Annotated in this window: 15 protein-coding genes and 1 riboswitch; of the genes, 13 read left to right on the plus strand and 2 right to left on the minus strand. The window is 74.8% G+C overall.

Going from position 1 to position 19,324, the window contains the following annotated elements:
• The first annotated feature begins 211 nt into the window (after positions 1-211).
• The 6 genes from lepA to DCS98_RS11190 all read left to right on the plus strand — a co-directional run bounded on the left by lepA (position 212) and on the right by DCS98_RS11190 (position 6,587).
• On the plus strand, positions 212-2,041 hold the full coding sequence (lepA, locus tag DCS98_RS11165) for a translation elongation factor 4 (protein WP_116451420.1): 1,830 nt from the start codon (positions 212-214) through the stop codon (positions 2,039-2,041).
• Entirely contained in the window at positions 2,038-2,694 is a 657-nt protein-coding gene (locus DCS98_RS11170) for an MOSC domain-containing protein (protein WP_116451421.1), read from the plus strand. The genes lepA and DCS98_RS11170 overlap by 4 nt, the downstream gene beginning before the upstream one ends.
• Positions 2,695-3,021: 327 nt before the next feature.
• Positions 3,022-3,888, plus strand: coding sequence for an ABC transporter permease (locus tag DCS98_RS11175; protein ID WP_206340196.1), 867 nt, complete (start codon positions 3,022-3,024; stop codon positions 3,886-3,888).
• Positions 3,885-4,799, plus strand: coding sequence for an ABC transporter permease (locus tag DCS98_RS11180; protein ID WP_241037586.1), 915 nt, complete (start codon positions 3,885-3,887; stop codon positions 4,797-4,799). Before DCS98_RS11175 ends, DCS98_RS11180 begins: the two co-directional genes overlap by 4 nt.
• Positions 4,783-5,547: an ABC transporter ATP-binding protein gene (locus tag DCS98_RS11185; RefSeq protein ID WP_116451422.1), complete on the plus strand. Its 765-nt coding sequence runs from the start codon at positions 4,783-4,785 to the stop codon at positions 5,545-5,547. Before DCS98_RS11180 ends, DCS98_RS11185 begins: the two co-directional genes overlap by 17 nt.
• Positions 5,548-5,603: 56 nt before the next feature.
• Positions 5,604-6,587 (plus strand): ABC transporter substrate-binding protein, encoded by a 984-nt coding sequence (locus DCS98_RS11190; protein ID WP_116451423.1) that lies wholly within the window; start codon positions 5,604-5,606, stop codon positions 6,585-6,587.
• Between the two features lie 42 nt (positions 6,588-6,629).
• On the opposite strand, the gene DCS98_RS11195 is transcribed toward DCS98_RS11190, so the two are convergent.
• Entirely contained in the window at positions 6,630-7,445 is an 816-nt protein-coding gene (locus DCS98_RS11195; RefSeq protein ID WP_116451424.1) for an IclR family transcriptional regulator, read from the minus strand.
• A gap of 265 nt (positions 7,446-7,710) precedes the next feature.
• On the opposite strand from DCS98_RS11195, the gene DCS98_RS11200 reads away from it, so the two are divergent.
• The 7 genes from DCS98_RS11200 (at position 7,711) to DCS98_RS11230 (ending at position 18,734) form a co-directional block, all read left to right on the plus strand.
• Entirely contained in the window at positions 7,711-9,294 is a 1,584-nt protein-coding gene (locus DCS98_RS11200; RefSeq protein ID WP_116451425.1) for an FAD-dependent monooxygenase, read from the plus strand.
• A 107-nt stretch (positions 9,295-9,401) separates the two neighbouring features.
• On the plus strand, positions 9,402-10,109 hold the full coding sequence (locus tag DCS98_RS11205; RefSeq protein ID WP_116451426.1) for an LppX_LprAFG lipoprotein: 708 nt from the start codon (positions 9,402-9,404) through the stop codon (positions 10,107-10,109).
• Positions 10,078-11,811: an MFS transporter gene (locus tag DCS98_RS11210; RefSeq protein ID WP_116451427.1), complete on the plus strand. Its 1,734-nt coding sequence runs from the start codon at positions 10,078-10,080 to the stop codon at positions 11,809-11,811. The genes DCS98_RS11205 and DCS98_RS11210 overlap by 32 nt, the downstream gene beginning before the upstream one ends.
• Position 11,812: 1 nt before the next feature.
• Positions 11,813-11,878, plus strand: a riboswitch (guanidine-III (ykkC-III) riboswitch).
• Between the two features lie 10 nt (positions 11,879-11,888).
• On the plus strand, positions 11,889-12,203 hold the full coding sequence (locus DCS98_RS11215; RefSeq protein WP_116451428.1) for a DMT family transporter: 315 nt from the start codon (positions 11,889-11,891) through the stop codon (positions 12,201-12,203).
• A 51-nt stretch (positions 12,204-12,254) separates the two neighbouring features.
• The gene (locus DCS98_RS11220; RefSeq protein ID WP_116451429.1) at positions 12,255-15,854 is read left to right on the plus strand and encodes an ATP-binding protein; all 3,600 of its coding nucleotides are present in this window, start codon (positions 12,255-12,257) and stop codon (positions 15,852-15,854) included.
• Positions 15,851-17,242: an FAD-binding oxidoreductase gene (locus tag DCS98_RS11225; RefSeq protein WP_116451430.1), complete on the plus strand. Its 1,392-nt coding sequence runs from the start codon at positions 15,851-15,853 to the stop codon at positions 17,240-17,242. Before DCS98_RS11220 ends, DCS98_RS11225 begins: the two co-directional genes overlap by 4 nt.
• A gap of 97 nt (positions 17,243-17,339) precedes the next feature.
• On the plus strand, positions 17,340-18,734 hold the full coding sequence (locus DCS98_RS11230) for an FAD-binding oxidoreductase (protein WP_116451431.1): 1,395 nt from the start codon (positions 17,340-17,342) through the stop codon (positions 18,732-18,734).
• A 52-nt stretch (positions 18,735-18,786) separates the two neighbouring features.
• Here the strand turns inward: DCS98_RS11230 and DCS98_RS11235 are convergent, their stop codons facing one another.
• Positions 18,787-19,323: a Clp protease N-terminal domain-containing protein gene (locus DCS98_RS11235; RefSeq protein WP_116451432.1), complete on the minus strand. Its 537-nt coding sequence runs from the start codon at positions 19,321-19,323 to the stop codon at positions 18,787-18,789.
• Position 19,324: the final 1 nt, after the last annotated feature.

The following is a 19,324-nucleotide window of genomic DNA, read 5'->3' on the forward strand; positions in this document are numbered from 1 at the left end:
GCGTGAGCCTCGAAAGTCTGGAGGGGATGGTTCTGACAATGCGTCCGGGCGGCAGGCGCCACAGGACCGGCCTGCAAGATTACCAGCGTCGTCGTCCCGAGCCCACCCCGGCACCGGGCGACCCACGGCACACGCCCGGGAGCCCCCGGGCGCACCCGGTTTCCCGGTACTCGCCCGGAGCCGGCCCGGGCCGTGGGACGATGGGCCCACTGTGACGACACCTGCCACCACTGATCCGGCCCGTATCCGGAACTTCTGCATCATCGCCCACATCGACCACGGCAAGTCGACGCTGGCCGACCGGATGCTCGAGGTCACCGGGATCATCGAGGCACGGCAGATGCGCGCCCAGTACCTCGACCGCATGGACATCGAGCGCGAGCGCGGCATCACCATCAAGGCGCAGAACGTCCGGCTGCCGTGGAAGGTCGGGGACGACGAGTACGTCCTCGACATGATCGACACCCCCGGCCACGTCGACTTCACCTACGAGGTGAGCCGCTCGCTGGCCGCTTGCGAGGGAGCCGTGCTCCTCGTCGACGCCGCCCAGGGCATCGAGGCGCAGACGCTGGCCAACCTCTACCTGGCGCTCGAGAACGACCTGACGATCATCCCGGTCCTCAACAAGATCGACCTGCCGGCGGCCCAGCCCGAGAAGTACGCCGCGGAGATCGCGCACATCATCGGCTGCGACGCCGACGACGTGCTGCGGGTCAGCGGCAAGACCGGCGAGGGCGTCCCCGAGCTGCTCGACCGCATCGTCCAGGAGATCCCGGCCCCCGAGGGTGAGGCCGACTCCCCGGCGCGGGCGATGATCTTCGACTCCGTCTACGACATCTACCGCGGGGTCATCACCTACGTCCGCGTCGTCGACGGCCGGATCTCCGCCCGCGACCGCATCAAGATGATGTCCACCGGCGCGACCCACGAGCTCCTCGAGATCGGGGTCATCTCACCCGAGCCCAAGCCGGTGGCGAGCCTCGGCGTCGGCGAGGTCGGCTACTTCATCACCGGCGTGAAGGACGTCCGCCAGTCCCGCGTCGGCGACACGGTCACCCTCCAGCACAAGCCGGCTTCGGAGTCCATCGGCGGCTACCGCGATCCCCGGCCGATGGTCTACTCCGGCCTCTACCCGATCGACGGCAGCGAGTACCCGCTGCTGCGCGAGGCCCTGGACAAGCTCCTCCTCAACGACGCCGCGCTCACCTACGAGCCCGAGACGTCGGCCGCGCTCGGCTTCGGCTTCCGCGTCGGCTTCCTCGGCCTGCTGCACCTGGAGATCGTCCGCGAGCGGCTCGAGCGCGAGGCCGGCATCAGCCTCATCTCGACCGCGCCGAACGTCGTCTACCGGGTCGTGATGGAGGACCGCTCCGAGATCACGGTGACCAACCCCAGCGACTGGCCCGAGGGCAAGATCGACACGGTCTACGAGCCCGTCGTGAACGCGACGATCATCGCGCCCAGCGACTACACCGGCGCCATCATGGAGCTCTGCCAGGGCCGGCGCGGCCAGCTGGGCGGCATGGACTACCTGAGCGAGTCCCGGGTCGAGCTGCGGTACACCCTGCCGCTGGGCGAGATCATCTTCGACTTCTTCGACGCGCTGAAGTCCAGGACCCGCGGCTACGCCAGCCTGGACTACCAGGAGGCCGGCGAGCAGGAGTCAGCGCTGGTCAAGGTGGACATCCTGCTCCAGGGCGAGGCCGTCGACGCGTTCAGCGCGATCGTGCACAAGGACAAGGCCTACAGCTACGGCGTGATGATGGCCGGCAAGCTGCGCGAGCTCATCCCGCGGCAGCAGTTCGAGGTGCCGATCCAGGCCGCTGTCGGCTCGCGCGTGATCGCCCGCGAGACGGTCCGCGCGATCCGCAAGGACGTGCTCGCCAAGTGCTACGGCGGTGACATCACCCGCAAGCGGAAGCTGCTGGAGAAGCAGAAGGAGGGCAAGAAGCGGATGAAGATGGTCGGCCGCGTCGAGGTCCCCCAGGAGGCCTTCGTGGCCGCGCTCTCCACCAACGAGCCGACCGCCGCCAAGAAGTGACCGGCCGGATCGACGCGGTCTGCGTCTCCGGCCCTCGGCCGATCCGCCTGCCGCGGGCCGGAGACACCACCAGCGCCATCGACAAGCGGCCGGTGCCCGGCCGGGTCGCCGTCCACCGGCTCGGTCTGGACGGCGACGTGCAGGTCAACCGGAAGTGGCACGGCGGCGAGGGCCAGGCGCTGTACGCCTACGCCCAGGAGGACGCCGACCGGTGGGCCGCCGAGCTCGACCGCGACCTGCCCGCCGGCCGGTTCGGCGAGAACCTCCGCACCAGCGGGATCGACCTGACCGGGGCGGTCCTGGGCGAGCGGTGGCGCATCGGCGATGTGCTGGCCGAGGTCACCGCGCCCCGCACGCCCTGCGCCAAGCTCCAGGCGCACTGGGGTGTGCCGCGGCTGATCAAGCGGTTCACCGAGCGCGGCCTGCCCGGCGCCTACCTGCGCGTGCTGGAGACCGGCGACATCGGCGCCGGCGACGGCATCGAGGTGGTCGAGCGCCCCGACCACGGGCTCACCATCGGATTCGCGTTCCGCGCGTTCACGACCGATCAGGACCTGCTGGCCGAGCTCGCTCCCGCCCGCGACGCGCTGCCCACGCGCAACCGGCCGAAGCTCGACGCGGCGGTCGCGTCACGGACCGGCGCCCCGGCCTGAGGTCCGGGGCCTGCGTGCCCTGCGCCGCACCTCCGACACGCCGCCCACCCCGGGGCCGTGCCGTCGGCTCCCCCCGAGCACCCGCCTGCCGACCCCCTCCGGAGACGGTCCACCGGTGTGCAATCCCGTCAAACGTTCGGCATAGCGGAACTACGGCCCGTGAACGTAGCGCTGTGCGCTACGCCACGTTAGCGTCCGGACGACCGCCGACGACGTGCAGCGCCTCAGCGCGACACCACGCGCCGGGCTCGTAGCCGTCAATGCCGACGTCTCTGGGAGGGCACCGTGCAGCCGTCCGCCGTTCCCGCATCGGTCCACCGGGGGGAGGTGAGCGCACCGGCCTCCCCGTCCGCCGCCGGGCCCGGCGGGCCCGCGGAAGCGGGCGGCGACGCCGGTCGGCAGGGGTCCGCCGGCACACCTGCCCGGCTCCGCCGGATCGGCCTCGGCCTGGCCGGCGTCGTCGGGGTCGTCGTCCTGCTGGAGCTCGTCGTCCGGACGGGCCTGCTGCCGCAGGCCTGGTTCCCGCCCCCGTCGGAGATCTTCCCGGCCTTCGTGCGGCTCGTCGCCGACGGCGAGCTGTTCGGCCCGGTGGGGCAGACCCTGCAGGGCTGGGTGCTGGGCATCCTCGCCGCCGCGGTCGTGGCCCTCCCGCTGGGCATCGCGATCGGGTCGGTGGAGCTGGCCCACCGGCTGACCCGGTTCCTGCTCGAGTTCCTCCGGCCGATCCCCCCGGTGGCCCTCATCCCGGCCGCCGTCCTGATCTTCGGCAGCAACCTCGACATGAAGGTGTTCCTCATCGCGTTCGGCACCTTCTGGCCGATCCTGCTGCAGACCGTCTACGGCATCCACGACACCGATCCGACGCTGCGGGACACCGCCCGGTCCTACGGGCTGCCGCGGCACGCCCGGCTGCTGCGCATCGTGCTGCCGAGCGCGCTGCCCTACATCGCGACCGGGCTGCGCATCGCCTCGGCCATCGGGCTGATCCTGGCCATCACGGCGGAGATCGTCGTGGGCACGCCCGGCATCGGGGTCCGCATCACCGACGCGCAGTCGGCCGGCAACGCCCAGGACGTGATGTACGCGTGGATCCTCGCCGCGGGGCTGCTCGGCTGGCTGCTCAACGGCGGGTTGCAGGCGGTCGAGCGCCGGGTCCTGCACTGGCACACCTCGTTCCGCGAGGTGGCCCGGTGATCCGCGCCCGCGCGACCGACTGGGCGCTGGCCCTCGTCCTCCCCGTCCTGCTCCTCGTCGGCTACGACCTCTGGGCGCGCGGCGCGGGTGACTTCTTCTTCCCGCCGCTGTCGGTGATCGGCGCGGAGTTCGCCGAGGACTGGCTGTTCGCCCGGGTGCCGACCGACCTCCTGCCGAGCCTGGGCCGCATGCTCGCCGGCTACGCGATCGCCGTGGCGCTCGGCGTGGCGGCCGGGACGCTGCTCGGGCTGAGCCGCACGCTGGCCACGGCGCTGGAGCCGGTGCTGCAGTTCCTCCGCGCCCTGCCACCCCCCGCGCTCATCCCGGTCTCGCTGCTCGTGTTCGGTGCCGGGGACAGCGCGAAGGTGTTCCTCATCGTGCTCGGCGCGCTGTGGCCGGTGCTGCTGAACACCGTCGACGGGGTGCGCGGGGTCGACCCGACCGCGCTGGACATGGCCCGGTCCTACCGGATCCCGGCACGTGCCCGGCTCACCCGGGTCGTGCTGCCGGCCGCCCTGCCGCGCATCTTCGCCGGCGCCCGGACGGCGCTGTCGATCGCGATCATCCTCATGGTCGTCAGCGAGCTGGTCGGGGCCGCCAACGGCGTCGGGTACACCGTCCAGCTCGCGCAGCGAGGGTTCGACATCCCGGAGATGTGGGCCGGCACCGTCCTGCTCGGCCTGCTCGGGTTCGCCTTCAACGCCCTGTTCGTCGCCGTCGAGCGACGGGTCCTGCGCTGGCACCACGGCAGCACCGGTCGTGGCGGCGCCCCCACCGTCCGCCGCTCGCGGCTGCGGCGCGAGGCAGCGCGGCCCGCGCTCACCCCCACCCGCACCGCCGTCGCCGTCGAGTCCGCAGCCGCGGGCCCGGCCACCCCCGAAGGGACAGCCCCCGATGCTCGACGTCCGTGACCTGAGCAAGACCTACGCGCCCGGCGGCGAGCCGGCCATGGCCGGCCTGGACTTCTCCGTGGGTGAGCGGGAGTTCGTCTGCATCGTCGGCTCCTCCGGCTGCGGGAAGACGACGATGCTGCGCTGCCTGTCCGGGCTCCTCGCACCGACCGGCGGTTCCATCGAGCTCGAGGGCCGCCCCGTGCAGGGCCCGCCGCAGGACATGGCCTACGTCTTCCAGGACTACAGCCGCTCGTTGCTGCCCTGGCAGACGGTGGCCGGCAACGTCTCCTTCCCGCTCCGGTACAAGGGGCTGTCCAAGGCGGAGGCGGCCACCGCCACCGAGGAGGCGCTCGCGGCGGTGGGGTTGTCCGACCGCGGGCGCAGCTACCCGTGGCAGCTCTCCGGTGGCATGCAGCAGCGGGTGGCCATCGCCCGTGCGCTGGCCTACCAGCCCCGGATCCTGCTCATGGACGAGCCGTTCGCCTCGGTCGACGCGCAGACCCGCGCCGACCTCGAGGACCTGCTGCTCGACATCTGGCGGCGCTTCGAGATCACCGTCCTGTTCGTCACCCACGACATCGACGAGGCGGTCTACCTCTCGCAGCGGGTCCTCGTCCTGCACAAGCCGGCCCACGTCTTCGAGGCGATCGACGTCGACCTGCCCGCCGAGCGCGACCAGCTGGCCACCAAGCAGCTGCCGCGCTTCGGCGAGCTGCGCTCGCGCGTCCTGGCGAGCCTGCGGACCCCGGACGCCGTCCACCCCTGAGCCGGCCCGTCCGGCCCTCCTGACCGCACCACCCCCTCACGAAAGGGCATCCCTCGATGAAGATCTGGTCCCGAACCGGCGCCGCCCTGGCTGCTGTCGCCCTGCTCGTCTCCGGCTGCGGCGGCTCCGACTCCGACTCCGACGGCGGCGGGAGCGGCGGTGGCGGGGACGGCGGCCCGATCACGCTCCGCGTCGCCGACACCAACGGGGCTCCGCTGTACTTCCTCAAGTACGGCATCGAGCAGGGCTTCTTCGAGGACGCCGGGGTCGAGCTCGAGGCCACCGCCTCGAGCGGCGGGGCGACGGTCATCCCGCAGCTGGTCAGCGGTGACCTGGACATCGCCGGGTCCAACGTCGTCTCGGTGCTGATCGCCCGCAGCCAGGGGCTGCCCCTCAAGATGGTCGCCGCCGGGACGAGCACGTCCGAGGACCCGGAGCAGGACTTCTCCGCGCTGATGGTGCCGGCCGGCAGCCCGATCACCGACATCGGCCAGCTGGAGGGCCAGAAGGTCGCGGTCAACACCCTGCGCAACATCAACGACATCGTGCTGGGCCACATGCTCGAGGACGCCGGCCTCTCCTTCGACAGCGTGGAGCTCGTGGAGATCCCGTTCCCGGACATGGCGGCGGCCATCGAGTCCGGCGACGTCGCGGCCGGGGTGCTGATCGAGCCGTTCATCACCGTCGCCGAGCAGCAGGGGCTGACGATCATCGGTCGTCCCTACTCCGACCTGAAGCCCGGCCTGCAGATCGGGACGTACGTGATGACCGAGCAGTTCGTGAACGAGAACCCGGACGCCGTCAGCGCCTTCCAGGAGGGCGTGCAGGCGACGGCCGACGCCATCGCCGACGACCCGGACGCCTTCCGGGCGGCGTTGCCGCAGCTCGGCGACATCTCGCCCGAGCTGGCCGACCAGGTGCGGATCAACCTCTGGAAGGGCGAGACCGACCAGGAGTCCCTCGAGCTCATCCAGGGCCTGATGACGACGTACGGCCTCATCGACGAGGAGGTCGACCTGGACGAACTGGTCGTCGGCTGAGCCCGGTGGGTGCCGGCGGGGGAGTGCCGCCGGCACCCGCGTTCAGCTCGGGGAGGTCAGCCGCTCGTGCACCAGCGCCGCACCGCGCAATGCGGCCGGGGCGAGGGCCCGGATGGTCTCCCGGTCGCCGATGCGGCTGCTGGGCGCGGCGATGCCCAGCCCGGCCAGGGGCTGGCCGACGGTGTCCCGGAGCGCGACGGCGACCGCGCAGACGCCGTCGGCGCTCTCCTCCCAGTTGAGGGCGTAGCCCTGCTCGCGGATCTCGGCCAGCTCGGCCTTCAACCGGCCCATGTCCCGGATGGCCGCGCTGGTGGTCGCCTCGGGCAGCCGGCCGTCCGGGTAGCGCCGGTCGAGCTCCTCGTCGGACAGCCCGGCGAGGATCGCCTTGCCCACGGCCGCAGCGTGCGCCGGCCGGACGACCCCCGTGCGGTTGCCGACCCGCACCGACCGCGGGCTCTCGGCGCAGTCGATGAACCGCACGGACGTGCCCTCGAGCACGACGAGGCTCACCGTCTCCTGCGTCTCCTCCCGGAGCTGCTCCAGCACCGGCCGGGCGACCCGCCGGATGTCGATGCGGCTCACCGCGGCCAGCCCGATCTCGTAGAGCGCGGGCCCCGGCCGGTAGGCGCCGTTGGGTCGGTCCTGGTTGACGAATCCGCGGCGGCGCAGGGCGGTGAGCAGCCGGTGGGCGGTCGACCGGGCGACGCCGAGCAGATCGGCGGCCTCCGCGACCCGCAGGGCCTGGCGTTCCCCGATCAGCTGCAGGAGCCACAGGGCGTTGTCGACGGAGGTGGAGGTGACCCCACCCGGTTCCGGGGGCGGCGCCAGGCGGCCGGCTGGAGGCCGAGAGTTCGACATGGAGGAATCCTAGAGCCGTCCGGGGTCGTCCTCGCGGGGCTCCAGGAGGGATCGGCCCCGCGGGGTGATCCGGTAGGACGGATGTCGTCCGACGCAAGTTCGGCATGGCGGAACTATTGGCGTCCGACTTCCGCTGATAGGAACACGTGGATAGCCTCGGGGTCCATCCACCGAGCGACTCCGGCAGCCGACCCCGACGTGCACGGCACGCGGCGCGTCGCGCACGTGCACGGCGGTCACGCAGAGACAGGGCTGGGAAGGCGTCATGAGCGCGCGTTACGAGGTCGTCATCGTGGGAGCGGGCCCGGTGGGCATGGCGCTGGCGCTGGAGCTGGGCATGCGCGGGGTGTCCTGCGCGATCGTGGAACGCCGGACGGCGCCCTCCCGCATCCCGAAGGGCCAGAACCTGACCCAGCGCACCATGGAGCACTTTCGGTTCTGGGGTCTGGCCGAGGAGCTGCGCGCCGCCCGCACGATGCCGCCGGGATCCCCCATCGGCACCGTGGTGGCCTACGGCGACCTCATGAGCGACTTCTGGCACGCCCCGCCGGGCCGCGAGCAGGTCGGGGACTTCTACGTCGAGCGCAACGAACGGCTGCCCCAGTACCGCACCGAGGAAGTGCTGCGCAGGGCGTTGGCCGAGCAGGACACCGTGGAGGCATACCGCGGGTGGACCGTCGCGGGGATCGAGCAGCACGACACCGGCGTCCGGGTGGCCGTCGAGAGGACCGGCGAGCAGCAGGTCCTGGAGGCCGAGTACGTCGTCGGCTGCGACGGCGGGCGGTCCGTGGTCGCCGAGCAGAGCGGCGTGCAGCGGTCGGGCTCGGACTTCGACCAGGTGGTCGCCCTCGCCGTCTTCCGTTCCCCCGAGCTCAACCGCATCCTCGACCGCTTCCCCCCGCGCTCCACGTACCGCGTGGTGGCGCCCTACCTCAAGGGCTACTGGGCCTTCTTCGGCCGGGTCGATGCCGACGGGACCTGGTTCTTCCACGCCCCCATCCCGGAGGGTGACACCCCGGAGAGCGCCGACATCGAGAAGATGCTCCACCGGGCGGTGGGGGAGGCGTTCGCCCACGAGCTGGACCACCTGGGCTTCTGGGACCTGCGCGTCCAGGTGGCCCAGGAGTACCGGTCGGGGCGGGCGTTCATCGCCGGCGACGCGGCGCACACCCATCCGCCGTACGGCGGGTTCGGGCTCAACAACGGGCTCGAGGACGCCGTCAACCTCGGGTGGAAGCTCACCGCGGTGCTCCGCGGCTGGGGTGGCGAGGGCCTGCTCGACTCCTACAGCGCCGAACGCCGCGCGGTCTTCCACGACATCGGGCAGAACATGATCGCCGCGCAGATCGAACGCGAGCGCGACTTCGTCGAGAGCCACCGGCCGGAGCAGGGGCTGCCGGAGTTCGAGGAGGCCTTCGCCCGGATCGCCAGCGTGGGCGGCGAGATCGCGGTGCACGACTACGAGCCGAACTACGAGGGCTCGGCGGTCGTCGCCGGTCCTCCCGGGGCGGTGTCCAGCGCCCACGGGTCGCACTCGTTCCTGGCGCGAGCGGGGCACCACCTCTCCCCGCAGGTCCTGACCTCCGGGGAGAACGTGCTCGACGCGCTCGGTCGCGGGTTCGCGCTCATCGCTCTCGACGCGCCGGAGTCCGCGGTGGCCTCCCTGGACGGCGCCGCGACCGCCCTCGGTGTGCCGCTCACGGTCGTGCGGGACAGCTTCGCCGACGGCCGCGCGGCGTACGGGTCGCGGCTGGTGCTGGTCCGCCCCGACCAGCACGTCGCGTGGGCCGGGGACGACGCCCCGCAGGACGTGGAGGCGCTCGTCCGCCTGGTCACCGGGCGCCCCTGACACCTTCGGAGGCGTTCCACCGGATCGTCCGCCGGCCGGGACCCGTGGCGCGCTACTGTCCGCCGCGGTATGCCGGTCGCTCGCGCCCGGCCGACGGGGAGGTCGCCATGCTGCTGCGCCGGACGGCGAGCTCGCTGCTCGCCCTGACAGTGTTCGCCGTCCCGGTGCTGGCCGGGTGCGGGGGCAGCGACGAGCCGGAGGAGTCGGCGTCCGACCTGCTGGCCCGCGCGAAGACGGTGCTGGACGAGACGCAGACCGCGCACTTCGTGCTGAGCAGCGAAGGGGCGCCCGACACCGGCACCGCGCTGATCGGCGGAGAGGGCGACATCGCCCGTCCGTCCTCGTTCGGGGGCACGCTGCAGGTGCGGGCGCTCGGCTCGGCCCTCGACCTCGAGGTGGTCTCGATCGACGGCACCGTCTACGCCCAGCTCCCGTTCGCCTCGGGTTTCAGCGTGGTCGACCCGGCCCAGTTCGGCTTCGGCGACCCGGGTGCCCTCATCGACCCCGACACCGGCATCTCCCAGCTGCTCGCCGAGGCCGACGGCGCCGAGCTGGGGGAGGAGCGCCGCGTCGACGGCGAGGTGGTCCGCGAGGTGACCGCCGAGCTGCCCGGTGACCTGGTGGAGCAGATCCTCACCAGCGCCGACCCCGACCAGCCGGTGCAGGCCCGGTTCAGCATCGCGAGCGAGAGCGGGGAGCTGCGCCGGGCCGTCCTCACCGGGCCGTTCTTCGACGCCGGGGACGACGCCACCTTCACCGTCGACCTGAGCGACTTCGGGGCCGATGTCGAGATCACCGCACCGGCCACCGGCTGAGCCGGCGGCACGGGCGCCGGGCCTGCCGCTCGTCGTCCTCGCCACGCTCGCCGTCCTCGTCACCGCGGCCGACACCTACGTCGTCGTCCTGGCGCTGCCCGACATCCTCACCGGGGTCGGCGTCGGGCTCGACGAGCTGCAGCGGGCCACCCCGATCGTCGGCGGTTTCCTGCTCGGCTACACCGCCACCCTCCCGCTGCTGGGGCGGCTGGCCGACCTGCGCGGCCGCGTGCCGGTCCTGGTCGGGTGCCTGCTGCTGTTCGCGCTGGGCTCGCTCCTGACCGCCACCGCCGACGCCCTGGGCCCGGCGGTCCTCGGCCGCGGGCTGCAGGGCATCGGCGCCGGCGGGTTGGTGCCCGCGACGCTCGCCCTGGTCGCCGACCGGTGGCCGCCCGAGCGCCGGGCGCTGCCGCTCGGCGTCGTCGGTGCGGTGCAGGAGGCCGGCGCCGTCCTGGGGCCGCTGGCCGGGGCGGCGGTCCTGGCCGTCGGCGACTGGCGGGCGATCTTCTGGCTCAACCTGCTCCTGGGGCTGGGCCTGGCGGCCGGCGCCCACCTGACCGGTGGAGCGCGCCGTCCCGACCCCGTGGGTCTCGCGCTGGGCTCGGTCACCGCGATCGCGCTCGGGCTGCAGCTGGCGGCCCCGCCGGCGCTGGCCGAGGACGTGACCCTGGGGCTCCTCTACGTGCCGGTCCTCGACGCCCTCGCCTGGACGACGCCGCTCGTCCTGGTCGCGGCTGCCGCCGGCATCGGGCTCGTGGCCCGCAGCCTGACCCGCCCGGACGGCGCCGTCCTGCCGCTCCGGGGGCTGCGCCGGCTGGCCGCGGACGTCGACGTCGCCGGCTCGGCCCTCGTGGTCGTCGCGCTGGGCAGCCTGGTCTGGGCGTTCGCGGCCGCCGACCCCGCCACCCAGGTGGTGGCGCACGGCCCGGTGCTCCTGCCGGTCGCCGCGCTCGCCACGGCCGCCTTCGTCTGGCACGAGCGGCGCACCCCGGCGCCGGTGCTGCCCCTGGCCGCCCTGCGCCCGGTCGGCGCCTGGGGCGCCCTGCTGGTCAACCTCCTCGTCGGGGTCGCGCTGGTCGCGGCCCTGGTCGACGTCCCGCTGTTCGCCCGCGGCACCACGACGCCCGGCGACCAGCTCGGTGCCGCGCTGGTGCTGCTGCGGCTGCTCGTCGCGGTGCCGGTGGGCGCGGTCGCCGGCGGCTGGCTGTGCCGCAGCGTCCCCGCCCGCGTCGTCGCGGCCGCCGGCATGGCCCTGTCCGCGCTCGCGTTCGTCGCCATGACGCAGTGGGATGCCACGTCGCTCGACGGGGCGTGGTCGACGGTGGTGCTGGTGGCCGCGGGCCTCGGCTTCGGCCTGGCCATCGCGCCGGTCAACGCGGTGCTGCTCGGCGTCACCGGCGCCGAGGTGCACGGCAGCGCGAGCGCCCTCGCCGTCGTCGCCCGGACCGTCGGCATGCTGGCCGGGCTGTCGCTGCTCACCGCCGTCGCGCTGCGCCGGTTCACCGCGGAGGTCGACGCGATCGGCACGCCGTTCGAGCTGTGCCCGCGCACGCCCGCCGACTGCCCGGCCTACGACGCCGCCACGGACGCCGCGATCCTCACCCAGCTGCACACGGTCTTCGCCGGGGCGGCGGTCGCCGCGGCGATGGCCGCCGTCGCCGCGCTGCTCCTCCTCCGCGAGACGCGGGCCGTGAGAACCTGAGGGCGAGCCGCGACGTCGGCTCCCGGACGAGGGGTGCCGTACCCGGAGTGCGACAAGACGGCCCGGAGAGGTCCGTCGTGTCCTGGTTCGTCCTCGTCCTGTCCGGCGTGCTGGAGGCCGTCTGGGCCACCGCCCTCGACAGGTCCCAGGGGTTCACCCGGCTGTGGCCGTCGGTGCTGTTCGTCGTCGCCCTCGTGCTGAGCATGGGCGGCCTGGCCTTCGCCATGCGCGAGCTGCCCGTCGGCACGTCGTACGCGGTGTGGGTCGGCATCGGCGCGGTGCTCACCGTCGCCTACGCGATGGTCACCGGCGCCGAGTCCGCGTCGGTCGTCAAGCTCCTGCTGCTCGGCGGGATCGTCGGCTGCGTGGTCGGGCTCAAGCTCGTGCACTGACCGGCCCACTCCGGCCGGTTCCTCGTCTAGCTTCCGTGCGAGGGAGGCGTCGTGGAGGGCACCGGGCAGCTGCGGATCAGCCTGCTGGGCGCCTGCACGGCCTCGTCCGGGGGGACGCCGCTCGACCTCGGGGGACCGCGGCAGCGCGCGGTCCTGGTCGTCCTCCTCCTGGCCCGCGGCGAGGTCGTCCCCGTGGAACGGCTCACCGAGGCGGTGTGGGGGGACCACCCGCCGGCCGACGCCGCGGGGGCGCTGCAGGCCTACGTGTCGCACCTGCGCAAGCGGCTGCAGCCCGGCAGCGCCGCGCGGACCCGGTCCTCGATCATCGTCAGCGAGGGCCGGGGCTACGCGGTGCGGGTGCCACCCGACGCCGTCGACGTCTGGCGGTTCGAGCAGCTGCTGGACCGCTCGGGGACGGCGCCGGCCGCCGACACGGCCCGGCTCGTCGGCGAGGCGCTGGCCCTCTGGCGGGGTCCGCCGCTGGCGGAGTGGGCCGACGAGCCGTGGGCGGAGGCGGAGATCGCCCGCCTCGCGGAGCTGCGTGCCGTGGCCCGCGAGCGGCTGAGCGCCGCCCGCCTGGAGCTGGGCGAGGCCGCGCTGCTCGTACCCGACCTCGAGGCGATGGTCGCCGAGGAGCCGCTGCGCGAGGAGCGCTGGCGGCTGCTGGTGCTCGCGCTCTACCGGGCGAGCCGGCAGGCCGACGCCCTGGGCGCGCTCCGCCGCGCCCGCGCCACCCTGGCCGACGAGCTCGGCGTCGACCCGGGACCGGCGCTGCGCGAGCTGGAGGAGCAGGTGCTCGCCCAGTCGCCGGCGCTCGCCGTGCCCGCGCAGCGCACCCGTCCGCCCGAGCCGGCGCCCCCGGCGCCACCGCCCCCGGACGACCTGCTCGACCGGGAGCGGGAGGTGCGCGCCGTCCGGGGGGCCCTCGCCGACCTCGTGGCCGGGGAGCCGCGGCTGCTGCTCGTCGAGGGACCGGCCGGCATCGGCAAGACCCGCCTCCTGACCGAGGCCCGCCGGATGGCGGCCGAGCGGTCGATCCGGGTCCTCACCGCCCGCGGCAGCCAGCTGGAGAAGGAGTTCGGGTTCGGCGCCGTGCGCCAGCTCTTCGAGCCGGAGCTGGCGACCGCCGAGCGCCGGGACGCCCTCCTGGCGGGCGCCGCGGCCAGCGCCCGGACCGTCTTCGACCTCGCCCCCGGCGACGTCCAGGAGGGCTCGTTCGCCGTCCTGCACGGGCTGTACTGGCTGGCCGTCAACCTGAGCGCCGACGGTCCGCTCGTCCTCGCCGTCGACGACCTGCAGTGGTGCGACAGCGCGTCCCTGCGGTGGCTGGCCTACCTCGCCCGCCGGCTGGACGCCGTCCCGGTCCTGGTGGTCGCCACCGTCCGGACCGGCGAGCAGCACCCCGACGAGGAGCTGCTCGCCGAGCTCGCGCTCGAGCCGGCCGCCGTCGTGGTGCGCCCGGCCGCGCTCTCGGCCGAGGCGACCGAGGAGCTCGTGGAGCGCCGTCTCGGCGGCCCGGTGTCGCCGCTGTTCGCCCTCGCCTGCCACCGCACCACCTCGGGCAACCCGCTGCTCCTGCGGCAGCTGCTGCGGGGGCTGGAGGCCGACGCCGTGCGACCCGACGCCGCGCACGCCGACGTCGTCGTCGGGGTCGGGTCGCGGGCGGTGTCGAGCATGGTCCTCATGCGGCTGCGCCGGCTGCCGGGCCCGGCCGCCGACGTCGCCCGTGCGGCCGCGGTCCTGGGCGACGGCGCGTCCCTGCCGGCGGTGGCGGCCCTCGCCGGGCTGACCGAGGCGCAGACGGCGGCGGGGCTCGCCGCGCTGGCCCGCTGCGAGATCGTGAAGGACGAGCAGCCGATGGCGTTCGTCCACGCGCTGGTGCGCGACGCCGTGTACCGGGACCTGCCGGCGGCGGAGCGCGCCCTGCGGCACGAACGCGCGGCCGGGCTGCTGCAGGCGGCGGGGGCCAGCGCCGAGCAGGTGGCCGCCCACCTGCTGCTGGCCCCGGCGCGCGGCGACCCCGCGACGGTGGAGACGCTGCGCCGGGCCGCCCGCACGGCCGCCGACCGCGGCGCCTCCGACAGCGCCGTCACGCTGCTCCGGCGGGCCCTGGCCGAGCTTCCGGCCGGCGAGCTGCGCGCCGACGTGCTCACCGAGCTCGGCATGCTCGAGACGCGCGTCGACGGCGCCGCGAGCACCGAGCACCTGCTCGCCGCCTACGAGCTGGACGGCGACCCGCGGGCCCGGGCCACCATCGCCGTCGCGATTGCCCGCACCGAGGTGTTCGCCAGCCCGCCCGGAGCGGCCACGGACTTCGCGCGGGCGGCTGCCCGCGTCCTGCCCGCCGAGCTGACCGACCACCGCCAGGCCCTGGTGGCGATCGAGCGGATCGGCGGTTACCTGCACGGGCTCGAACCCGGGAGGTGGGCGACCGCCGACCCGGGGGTGCCGGCCGGCGAGGGGCTCGGCGCCCGGATGCTGGCCGCCACGCTCGCCTTCGAGGCGACGGTGGAGGGTGCCGACCGGGAGCGCGCAGTCAGGCTCGCGCGGTTCGCCCTGGACGGCGACCGGCTCTGGGCGGTGGACGACGGCCTGTTCTGGGCGGTGGCGGCGCAGGTCCGCATGCTGGCCGACGACGACCTCGGCGACTTCTGGGCGCGGGCGCGGGTCCGGGCGCACGCCCGCGGCTCGCTGTTCATGGCACTCACCGTCAGCGTGTGGGAGGGCTACTGGCGCTGGCGCCGCGGGGAGCTCGACGAGGCGCTCGCCTGCCTCACCGCGGCGCTGGACCAGGACCGGATGTGGCGCGGGTCCCGCATCGGCGAGCCGTACACCCGCTCGATGCAGATCGGCTGCCACCTCGACCGGGGCGACGTCGCCGCCGCCCGCCAGGTGGCTGACGCGGCGGTCGCCGGGCCGACGGCGGGGGAGGGTGGGCGGCTGCTGGAGCACGCGGTCGCCCGGCTGCTCGCCGTGGAGGGCCGGCCCGCCGAGGCACTGGCCCGGCTGGACGCCATCGACATGCCGGTGCCGGTCCGCAACCCCGTGTGGAACCCGTGGCTGACCACCGCGGCGATCGCCCTCGACCGCCTGGGCCGCCGCGGCGAGGCGGTGTCGCTGATGGAGGAGGAGGTCGCCCGGCTGCGCCGGTGGGGTGCCCCCAGCTACCTCGGGACGGCGCTGTGCCGCCTGGGCGAGCTGCGGGGCGACGACGGCATCGAGGACGTGCGCGAGGCGGTCGAGGTGCTGACGCCGACGTGGGCCGCGGTCGAGCTGGCGCGGGCGCGCTGCGTCCTGGGTGGCCGCCCCGAGGTGCCCGACGACGAGGCCGTCGGGCTGCTGCGGGCAGCGCTGGACACCGCGCTCGACCGCGGCGCCCTGGGCATCCGGAAGCGAGCCGTGGCGGCGCTGGCCCGGCGCGGCCACCCCGACGTGAGCGGGCGGGACGCACAGCGGTGCCCGACGTCCACCGAGCGCCGCATCGTGGCGCTCGCCGCCGCGGGCGCCGGCGTCCGCGACGTCGCGCAGCAGCTGTTCCTGACACCGGGCACGGTGCAGTCGGTCCTGGAGGCGGCCGCCGCGAGCGGTCTCAAGTTCTCCTCAAGTCCGGCGCCCGATGCTCGGTCACCGGCAACCGGGAGGATCCCGTGACCCAGCAGCAGACGCCGACGGCGGCCCCGGACCGCGCCGCGGGCCTGCGCGGCCTGTGCGGCGGCTCGGTGCAGCTGCCCGGAGATCCGGCCTACGACATGGCCCGGTCGCCGTGGAACCTCCAGATGCGCGACCTCCCGGCGGCGGTGGCCTACCCGGCCTTCCCCGACGAGGTGGCCGAGGTGCTGGTGGCCGCGGCGCGCGCGGGCCTGCAGGTCGCGGCCCAGGGCACCGGCCACGGCGCCCCGCCACTGGAGGGACGGCTGGGTGACGCCGTGCTGCTGCGCACCTCGGCGATGACCGAGCTGGAGGTCGACGCCGGGCGCCGCAGCGTGCGCGCCGGCGCCGGCGTCCTGTGGGGCGACCTCGCGGACGCCGCCGGCCGGCACGGGCTGGCCGCCCGCCACCCGTCGTCGCCGGACGTGGGCGTCGTCGGCTACACGCTGGGCGGCGGCATCGGCTGGTACGCCCGCGCGCTCGGCCTCCAGTGCAACGCCGTCACGGCGGTGGAGCTGGTGCTCGCCGACGGCTCGTTCGTGCGCGCGACCGCCGACACGGACGCCGAGCTGTTCTGGGCGCTGCGCGGCGGGGCGGCCCCGCTGGGCGTCGTCACGGCATTGGAGTTCGCGCTGTTCCCGCTGGAGACCGTGGTCGCCGGGCACCTGTCCTGGGACTGGACGGCGGCCGAGCGCGTCCTGCCGGCGTGGGTGGCCTGGTGCGCGGACGCCCCGGAGGCGGCGACGACGGCGTTCCGGCTGCTCGACGTGCCGGTCGACGAGACGGTCCCGGCGGAGCTGCGGGGCCGGCGCATCGCCATGATCGACGGCGCGGTGCTCGGCGACGACGCCTCGGCCGCGGAGATCCTGGCGCCGCTGCGGGCGCTGCACCCCGAGTTCGACACCGTCGCCCGCGTGCCCGCGGCCTCGCTGGTGCGGCTGCACCTGGACCCCGAGGGGCCCACGCCCGCCTACGCCAGCAGCACGCTCGTCTCCGGGCTCCCGGACGCGGCCGTCGCGGGCATCCTCGACGCCGTCGGCCCGGGCTCCGGCACCCGGCTGGCCGCGGCGGAGCTGCGCCAGCTCGGCGGGGCCCTGGCCCGCCCGGACTCCGACGGCGGTGCGCTGGCGGCCCTCGACGGCGAGTTCCTCGCGCTGGGGCTGGGCCTGGGCGGCGGCGACGACGAGCACTGGGCGCGCCAGCGGGCCGACGCCACCCGGTTCCTCTCCACGGTGGAGCCGTGGGCCACCGGGCGGCAGTACCTGCCGATGCTCGACGCCCGCACCGACACCCGGAAGGTCTTCCCCCCGGGCGTGCACGCGCGGCTGTCCGCGGTCCGCCGCGCCGTCGACCCCGGCGACCTGTTCCTCGCCGCGCACGACGCCACCTGAGGCGAGCCTCAAGCGCGGGCTCAAGCCCGCCGCAGCCGCCCGTCAAGGCCCCGGCGCCACGGTTCCTCCATCAGCTCGATCCGACCTGGAGGACCCCGTGACCCTCACCCTCGACGCCCCCTACGTCGACCTGGAGACCTCGTTCGACGCCCTGCGCGCCGAGCTGACCGGCTCCCTGCACACCCCCGACGAGCCCGAGTACGACGCGCTCGTCAGCCCCTGGAACCTCGCCGTCCCGATGCGGCCGGCCGCCGTCGTCGCCGTCCGCACCGCCGAGGACGTGGCGGCGACCGTCCGCTTCGCCGGTGCCCACGGCTTCACCGCCGGGGTGCAGGCGACCGGCCACGGCGCCGAGGCGTCCCTCGCCGGCCACCTGCTCGTCGTGACCCGCGGCCTGGACGAGTGCACCGTGCACCCGGAGGGCTGGGCCCGCGTCGGCGCGGGCGTGAAGTGGTCGCGGCTGGTCCCCGAGGCCGCCCGCCACGGCCTCGCCGGCGTGAACGGCTCCACGACCGACGTCGGCATCGTCGGCTACACGACCGGCGGGGGCGTCGGGCCGATGGCCCGGACCTATGGCATCAACGCCGACCGGGTGCGCGCCTTCGAGGTCGTCACGGGGGACGGCGTGTTCCGGCGGGTCACCGCGACCGACCACCCCGACCTGTTCTTCGCCCTCCGCGGCGGCAAGGGCGCGGCCGGCATCGTGACCGCGATCGAGTTCGACCTGGTGCACATGCCGGAGTTCTACGGCGGCGCGGTCTACTTCGACGGCGCCGACGCCGCGCGGGTCGTCGACCGGTGGCGCGGTTGGGCGGACGCCCTGCCGGAGCAGGGGACGACGTCGTTCGTCATCTTCCAGCTGCCGCCGCTGCCGGAGATCCCGCCCCCGCTGGCCGGCCGGATGACGCTCGGCATCCGGTTCCTGTGGACCGGGGAGCCGGGGGAGGGCGCCCGCCTGCTCGACCGGATCCGGGCGACGGCGCCGGTGATCCTGGACGACGCCCGGCTGCGCCCCTACGCGGAGATCGACGCGGTGCACGCCGACCCGGTGGACCCGATGCCGGTCGTGGACCCGGCGATCCTGCTCGACGGGTTCCCGGCCGAGGCGGCGGAGCGGCTCCTGGCCGTCGCCGGGTACGGGTCGGGCTCGCCGCAGGTGCTGGTCGAGGTGCGGCACCTCGGGGGCGCCTACGCCCGCGAGGGCGCGTACCCCAGCGCCTTCAGCCACCGGTCGGCGAGGTACAGCGTCCTGGCCGTCGGGATGGCCGTGGACGAGGCGACGGCGGCCGGGTCGCTGGCCCACGCCGACCAGGTGTTCACCGCGCTGGCCGACTGGGACACCGGTGGTGTCTGGCCGAACTTCGGCGTCCCGCACGACGCCGTCTCGGCCCGGCGCTGCTACGACGAGCCGACGCTGGCCCGGCTCCGCGAGGTCGTCAGCACCTATGACCCGCAGGGCGTGCTCCAGGCGGGGGCCTACACCCGGGCCTGAATCCCGGCCGCCGGTGCCCGGACGTGGTTCCCACGTCCGGGCACCGTCGCGCTCAGGCCGCGAGGGCGGCCGTGAGGTCGCGGCGCAGCTCCACGGTGTCGACGCCGCGGTCGGCGAGCACCTTCATCGCCAGGCCCTCTCCCTCCCGGAGCAGGCCGAGGGCGATGTGCCCGTCGCCGATGCTCTTCGACCTCATCGCGATCGCCTCGCGCAGCGAGAGCTCGAGCACCTTCTTGGCCCGCGGCGTGAACGGGATGTGGCCGGCCGGACCCCGCTCGCCCGGACGGCGGTCGAGGGCCCCGGGCCCGAAGCTCGCCTCCACCGAGCTGCGGACGGCGTCCAGGTCGATCCCGAGCGCGGTGAGGGCCTCGGCGTCGAGATCCCCGTCCCCGACGTAGTGGCGGACTGCCGCGCTGACGTCGTCGCGCGTGAGCCCGTGCCGGGCGAGAACCGCGGCGCTGGGCGTCGGCTGGATCAGCAGGGCGAGGAGCAGGTGCTCGGTGCCGATCCGGCCGGAGTGCAGCCGTCGTGCTTCGTGCTGGGCGCCGACCACGGCCTGCCGCGCCTCGGTGGTGAACCGCTCGAACATG

This window comes from Blastococcus litoris (genome assembly GCF_003075095.1).
Taxonomy (GTDB): domain Bacteria; phylum Actinomycetota; class Actinomycetes; order Mycobacteriales; family Geodermatophilaceae; genus Blastococcus_B; species Blastococcus_B litoris.